This is a genomic window from Xanthomonas bromi (genome assembly GCF_900092025.1).
In the GTDB taxonomy this organism is placed as follows: Bacteria; Pseudomonadota; Gammaproteobacteria; order Xanthomonadales; family Xanthomonadaceae; genus Xanthomonas; species Xanthomonas bromi.
The window spans coordinates 23,641-30,138 of record NZ_FLTX01000072.1; the positions used below are offsets into that span (position 1 = coordinate 23,641).

General features: G+C 63.1%; 3 protein-coding genes and 3 pseudogenes. 4 read left to right on the plus strand and 2 right to left on the minus strand.

Annotated elements, in window-relative coordinates:
* Positions 1-362: 362 nt before the first annotated feature.
* Both XBLMG947_RS19135 and XBLMG947_RS19140 read left to right on the plus strand, forming a co-directional pair.
* A complete protein-coding gene (locus XBLMG947_RS19135; RefSeq protein WP_065470158.1) occupies positions 363-1,490 on the plus strand; it encodes a Cache 3/Cache 2 fusion domain-containing protein in 1,128 nt (375 codons plus the stop codon).
* Between the two features lie 44 nt (positions 1,491-1,534).
* Positions 1,535-2,158, plus strand: a complete 624-nt coding sequence (locus tag XBLMG947_RS19140) for a DUF8082 domain-containing protein (protein ID WP_065470159.1) — start codon at positions 1,535-1,537, stop codon at positions 2,156-2,158.
* Positions 2,159-2,416: 258 nt separating this feature from the next.
* Here XBLMG947_RS19140 and XBLMG947_RS19145 read toward each other — a convergent pair.
* Positions 2,417-3,111 (minus strand): annotated as a pseudogene (locus tag XBLMG947_RS19145) (LysR substrate-binding domain-containing protein); the annotation flags it as partial.
* Here XBLMG947_RS19145 and XBLMG947_RS19150 point away from each other — a divergent pair.
* Together XBLMG947_RS19150 and XBLMG947_RS19155 are read left to right on the plus strand one after the other, a co-directional pair.
* A pseudogene (locus XBLMG947_RS19150) lies at positions 3,062-3,917 on the plus strand (proton-conducting transporter transmembrane domain-containing protein); the annotation flags it as partial. The pseudogenes XBLMG947_RS19145 and XBLMG947_RS19150 sit on opposite strands and share 50 nt — an antisense overlap.
* Positions 3,918-3,947: 30 nt before the next feature.
* Positions 3,948-5,282, plus strand: a pseudogene (locus XBLMG947_RS19155) (putative inorganic carbon transporter subunit DabA).
* A 165-nt stretch (positions 5,283-5,447) separates the two neighbouring features.
* Here the strand turns inward: XBLMG947_RS19155 and XBLMG947_RS19160 are convergent.
* A partial coding sequence (locus tag XBLMG947_RS19160; RefSeq protein WP_139074437.1) for an AAA domain-containing protein occupies positions 5,448-6,498 on the minus strand: 1,051 nt, incomplete at its 5' end.

Consider the following 6,498-nt stretch of genomic DNA (forward strand, 5'->3'; position numbering starts at 1 on the left):
GTCACGTAGAAACGCCGTAAGCACTACGCGTCCATTGATGCATCTTCCAGTCGGCCTGCGCATCGCTCGACCCGATCACACGCCACCTGCGCAGGCGCATCGCGCAGGCGAATGCGATCTGCAGGCGTATCTGACGCGTTCTGCTTGATGCATGCACCGGTCTGTCCGTTCTTCAACGCAACGATGCACGCAATAGCCACACGCGCTCAAATCGATCTTCTTGCGCTATCGTATGCACCGCCAAGCGGCATGGGGACCGCTTCAGCATCTGGTTCGTTCGCCGATAACGGCTACGTCCGATCGCGGAACTGCGCTGCGGCGGCAGTCGATTCAATCATTTAAACGCGTTCAGGGGAATTGCGATGCTTCGTCACTCTTTGCGGGTGCGCCTGCTGTTGCCGGTGCTGGCCTTGGGGCTGGTCGTGGTGGTGGCACTGACGGTCATTCTGGCCATTACCGAAGCGGAACGGGTCGAGTCCGAAACCGACGCGTCCATCGGGCGAACCTCGATTTTGGCGCAGACCATGTTTTCGGTCACCCGCACGATGCTGCTCGACCGCGTCAACTCCTCCATGCGCCATCTGCGCAAGGAAGCGAATGCGCAAGGTACCGCCAGTCTCGGCAACGACGTCCGGGTAGCGGACCGCACCGCCAAGGATGTGCTGCTGGGTCAGAAGTCGCAGGCCAACGTGTTCGGCATGCTCGACGAGATCACCTCGGTTCACGAGGGCACCGCAACCCTGTTTTCGTATACCGGTGAGGACTTCGTACGCATCTCCACCAATGTCAAGAAAGACGACGGTAGCCGTGCCATCGGGACCGTGCTCGATCCAAATGGTCAGGCCGCTGCCAAGCTACGCAACGGCGAGAGCTTCTACGGCGTGGTCGATATCCTCGGCAATCCCTATATCACCGGCTACGAGCCGATCTTTGCCGGCAGCGACAAGCGCGTCATCGGTGCATGGTACGTCGGCTACAAGGCCGATACGCAGGCGCTGGCCACCGTGATCGGCAGCCGCCGCGTCCTTTCGGACGGCTTCGTTGCGGTGTTCGACAGCAAGAACAAGTTGCGCTTCCAATCGACCACCGGCACGACGACCGACGCGGCCACGATCGAACGGATCGTCAAGGAAAGCCCGAACGACTGGGTGATGAAAAAAGAGAACGTGCCCGATTGGGGCTTCACCCTGGTCTCGGCGTATCCCAAGAGCGATGTCAACAGCGTGATCGTGCGTCAGTCCTTGTGGATCGCCTGCATCGGCTTGCTGATCTGCGCATTGCTGGTCGGCGTGCAGTGGGCGCTGATCTGGAGCCGCGTGCTGCGCCCGATCCAGAACTTGACCACCGTGGCCGAAGAGCTGAGCCTGGGCAGATGGAACCACACCATCGCCGAGGTCAACCTCAAGGACGAAATCGGTACCCTGGCGCGCGCCATCTCCCGTTTGTCCAACAGCGTCCGGTTGGCCATGGAGCGCCTCAGCAAACGCTGAGTCGCTGTTACCCATTCCGTACCTGATGCTGCAAGGAAGACGCCATGTCCACTGAATTCCGTCCGCTGATCGAGATCCTGCGCGAACTCAAAGTGCTGGCATTGAAGAAGGCGTCCGGCTTTCTGTTCATCGTCACCGAGGAAAACCACTCGTGCATCGTCCGCATCAACAGCGGGCAGATCGAAGAAGTGGTGTTCCGCATGCTGCGCAATGATGAGGCGGTGCAACGCCTCACCATGGTCAACGCGGCGAAGGCGCGCTTCCAGGTCGACCCCGGGGCGGGCCTGGGTAAACCCTCGCTGTTGAGCGACGACTCGCGGCAATGGTTGATGGGCGGTTTCGAACAGGATCTTGGCGGTGCACCCGTGCCGGTGCGTTCACCGGTTGCGCCGGCAGCGACTCCAGCGCCTACGGCACCGGTTGCAGCAAGTGCGTTGCCGGCTTCCAGCGGCGATAGCGCGGGGCCCGACGAGCGCGTCCGCGATGCACTGGAAAAGGTCGCGTTGAACTATCTCGGCCCGATCGCCGGCATGCTCTGCGATGAAGCCTGGGACGCCTCCAGCGACATCGAACAGGTGCTCAGCCAGATCGGCGCCAACCTGGCAACACCGCAGGAAACACAGAAGTTCATGGCCGACGCCCGGGTGGCACTGGCCAAGGTCCGCTGAAGACGAACGTCGGTCCGGGTCATGCATCAAGCCGCGCACTGCGCGGCTTTTTTGTTGGCGCAGGGGTGACGCTCCACGCGCGTTGGACGCAAGGATGCGTTTGCACGGCCCGAGCATCGGCAGTGAATTGTTCGCCTGCGGACCACTCCCCGATGATGAGCGCGGCGGTAGATCCTGAAGTAGTGTCTATTGGACCGACCACGTTCGATCCGCTCTAGCCTTGGGTCTGCGCGACTCATGGAAGATGGGATGGAACTCCAGGTCTCCAGACGTTGCCGCGGGCTGGAGCAGAAGCCGAACCAACGGATTCGGAAAGCGGTGCGACACGGTGACCGCATGGAACGTTTCCACGATATCCGGCATTTGATCGCCTTCCATCAGCGCGCCCGCCGCAATCTCGTCCTTGACCACTATCGGCGGAAGAACAGCCAGGCCGATGTCCTCGCGGGCAAGCAGTCGCATCATCGCCATGTCCTCGACTTCCGCCACGATCTGCGGACGCAGGCCCACCTCGAAGCCGATGCGCACGCTGCTGTCCACCGTCGGCAAGATGATGGGGTGGATGCGAAGGCGATCGGCGAAGCTGGCGGCGTGGCCTAGCCGATCCGGTGTCCCCACCAGGCTGATCGGGTACTCCGCGAGCCGGTGGGTGCCCGATTCAGCAGCACCACGTCGAGATTGAGCGCCTGCAGCGCCCGCAGCAGTTCGCCCGCGTTACCGGAACGCAGAATCAGATCGATGTCGGTGCGGCCCAGCAGCGGGCGCAGGAACTCCATCTGGAAATTGCGCGACAGCGTGGCGAACTAGCCGACGCGTAGCGCCTGCCGCGCTGCACCTGTCTGCCGCAGCGTGCCGAGCAGCTCATCGCCGCTGGCAAAGATTGCATCGGCATGGTCGAGGACGATCTGCCCCGCCTTGGTCAGATGCAGTTGCCGCCCGCGGCGCTCGAACAAGTTGCGAGGCACCGGCGACAGCGGGCTGATCGGATGGAGCGGTATCGGCCTGTCCGCACGGCTCGACGCGGTCAGCGTGACGATGCTCCTGCTGGTGGACTTCGTCGGTTGGATCGTGGTGCGGTACGCACGCACCTACCTCGACGGCGAGGCACGCCAGGGCTACTTCACCGCTTGGCTGTGCATGGCGCTCGCAGCGGTCCTGCTGCTGGTGCAGGCAGGCAATGTGGTCCAGGTCGTCATCGCCTGGATCGCCACCAGCATCGCGATGCATCGCCTGCTGCTGTTCTATCCCGAGCGTGTGGAGGCGCAGCGCGCAGCACGCAAGAAGCGCCTGTTCTCCGCCACCGGCGGCATCGCCCTGACCTGCGCAGCAGTGCTGCTCTGGAAAAGCATGGGCACAACCGATATCGCCACGATCAATGCGCTGGCCCGGAGCGGGCAGCACTCCTGGGCACTCGTCGCGGCGGCGGCCCTGCTCGCACTCGCTGCGGTGCTGAAATCGGCGCAGTTCCCTACCCACGGCTGGCTCACCGAGATGATGGAGGCACCTACACCGGTCTCGGCACTGCTGCACGCCGGTGTGATCAACGGCGGCGGCTTCCTGCTGATCCGCTTTTCCGACCTGATGCTGTCTGCCCCGGCGTGCTCGCCGTGCTCGCCATGCTGGGCAGGTTCACCGCATTGTCGGCGCGCTGGTGATGCTGACCCAGCCGGCGGTCAAGACCTCGCTGGCCTGGTTCACGGTCGCGCAGAGGGGCTTGATGATGCTCCAGTACGGTCTGGCACTGTTCCCGCTGGCCCTCTCGTGACCTCTCACTGCCAGGCCCACATGCTTGCTGATGACCACGACGACTAATGCCATGTCCCTCTCCCATACTGTGATCATCGCCGCCGCGTAGCGTGCGGCACGCGCCCTCCCACACTGTGACCGCCCGCTTCAAGCGTTGCGGTCAACCCCTTCCTCGGCCAGGCCAACGAGCCACTGGAAATGGCAGCAGCGCGACTGCGCCGCGCCTCTGGTATCGCCGTCAACATGCCGCGGTCCTGGTATGCAGAGCGGCTACAGTCCGGCGAGATCAGCGAAGACGATCTGCAGGCGGCCCTGCAGAGCGCGCCGGTCGCGCTGCGCCCACCGGCCTTGTCCGCGCTCAAGCAGGCCGTCGAAGCCAAGCGCCCCGCCCGGCAGGCAATCCCCACGGTCGCCGAGCTGGCCTTCGACGCCGCCGCGATCGACTGGCCTGGCATCGTCAACGAGCGCATCGGTCACTGGGCAGCCGGCTATTTCGATCAGGGCCAGGCGCTCTCGGCGGTCGGCCAATCCGACGGTGCCTACAGCACATGGAGGATCATCGCGACCCATGATCTGACCCCGGAAATCGCCGGCCTCGCAGGTTTCGCACGGTCTGTGGCGGATGCGCCAGCCAATGCCAAAGACGCCATCGTCGACTGCGTCGTCCGCTTCGGGCTCTCCCTGGACGCGCTGGACGGCTATTTCCACCGCTTGCTTACCACGCTTGGCGGTTGGGGCCAGCTCGCCGGTATTGGCTCTGGCAGGCGGAATTGAGCAGCGCAACCGATGCATGTGTCACCGACGTGCTCGCCATTCGCATGCTCTGGGACGCCGCGCTGCTTTACAACGGCGGCTCCGCGCTGGTGCCTGGCTGGCAAACGGTCATCGCGGACTACGCCGAGCCGGTCGCCGCCACCTCGGACGATGTTTACGACTGGCGTTGCGACGAAGGCTTCGGCGTGCTGGAATTAATCCTGACCGCACCGGTCGTCGTCGCCAGCTGGATCAGCCTGCAGTACTAAGGATCGACCGTCGCGCCCGAGAGTTTCGGGACCGGCAACACGCTGCTGCATAACGCCACCGGCGGCATCGGTGTGGTCGAGGGCAGTGGCGGCCGGCTGCGCGGAGGACTGCCCTGGGACGGCGAACGCCTGACCCACGAACCGCTGAGGCTCTCCGTGCTGATCGAGGCACCACCTGAAGCCATCGCCAACATCCTCGAACGTCACCGGTAAGTCCGCACGCTGTTCGGTGGTTGCATCTTTTCGCGCTGGACGACAAAGGCCGCATGGCGTGGCGCTATGCCGGCAAACTGCGCTGGGAGGCGTATTTCGAAAGTGCGTCTCCACACAGCCATTCCGCGCAAGCGCTTGCTTAAGGCTGCGTTTCGACCATCCTGCTGAATCCCCGTGCAGACGCCTCCCCACTTCCGACGTCATTTCGTCTATCTAGACCGAGAGAACGACGGCAACCGAGGATCCGTGCAATGGCTGAATTAGGTCAAAGCCCGCTGGCTTGCCCACGTACGTCTCGATGCGCCGCACTACTCGTCTTGCGCCGGGCTCGCCCATTGGGCAACGAACTCGGCAACCCGCTCTTCGATGCGGCTTTCGACGGTGCGCAGGCGCAGGATAAGGATGCCGCTTTTCGCCAAGATGCCGTTCTTCAGGGCATCCCGCGCCGCCTGATCGGGTCGGTCGTGAGAGCCGCCATCGACTTCGATCACCCCCACCGGAATCTTTCCCACCCGGAAGTAGATGACGAAGTCGCAACTGGCACGCGCCATGAAAGCCCGCTCGCGGTCCGTCAAGCCCGGGGTATTCGGCGATGCAACCTGATCCAGCTTGACCTGGTCGTGGACCATCAAGGCATGACAGGCCGACGTAGATAGGACCTGACGTAGTATTTGCGCCGCGATCTGCTCGGACTTGTAACGCGAATCCTTTAGCCGCAAGCGGGCATTCAACCGCGCTAGGGATTGATCGTATTCGCGATACAACAGATCGAAGGCAGACACCACGGGTGCCCGCACGATCTGCTCGTCCTGCGCGTAATAGATGACATAGCGCATCAAGGCAGCTATGTGGCCGTTGTTGCCGGTGAACACCTCGTCGCCTGTCACCAGGGTGAAGCGGTGCTTGGCCCGCGACACCGCCACGTTGATCATGCGCGGGTCATCGACGAAATCCAGGCGCTTGCGCTCTTGGTTGTAGCGTTTCTTGTCCAGCACGGTGGAGAAGACGATTTCATCGCACTCCCGGCCCTGGAACTTGTGCACGGTGTCCTTGACGAAATCCACTGGCAGATACATGCCGGAGAGCGTGACCTGCGCGCGGAACGGCGCGATGAAGCCACGGCCGTCGCCGTCTAGCGTGACGGGTTCGCCCTCGTCATCAAGCACCTTGAGCAGGGAATCCAGCTCCCGTAAGTTGGTGTTCTGGCGAGCGTGATTGCCTTTAGCTGTCACCACCAGACGCAGCGGCGCTTCGCCGTTGTCCTGGGTCATCGGCACCAGTGCGTTACCATAGAACTGCTGGTTGCAGAACTGGATGATCCTGGGATGGCAACGGTAATGCTCTTTCAGCAGGGTCCTA

Coding starts and splice junctions, on each gene's coding strand:
- XBLMG947_RS19135 (WP_065470158.1), top strand. CDS start 363: ATGCTTCGTCACTCTTTGCGGGTGCGCCTGCTGTTGCCGGTGCTGGCC.
- XBLMG947_RS19140 (WP_065470159.1), top strand. CDS start 1,535: ATGTCCACTGAATTCCGTCCGCTGATCGAGATCCTGCGCGAACTCAAA.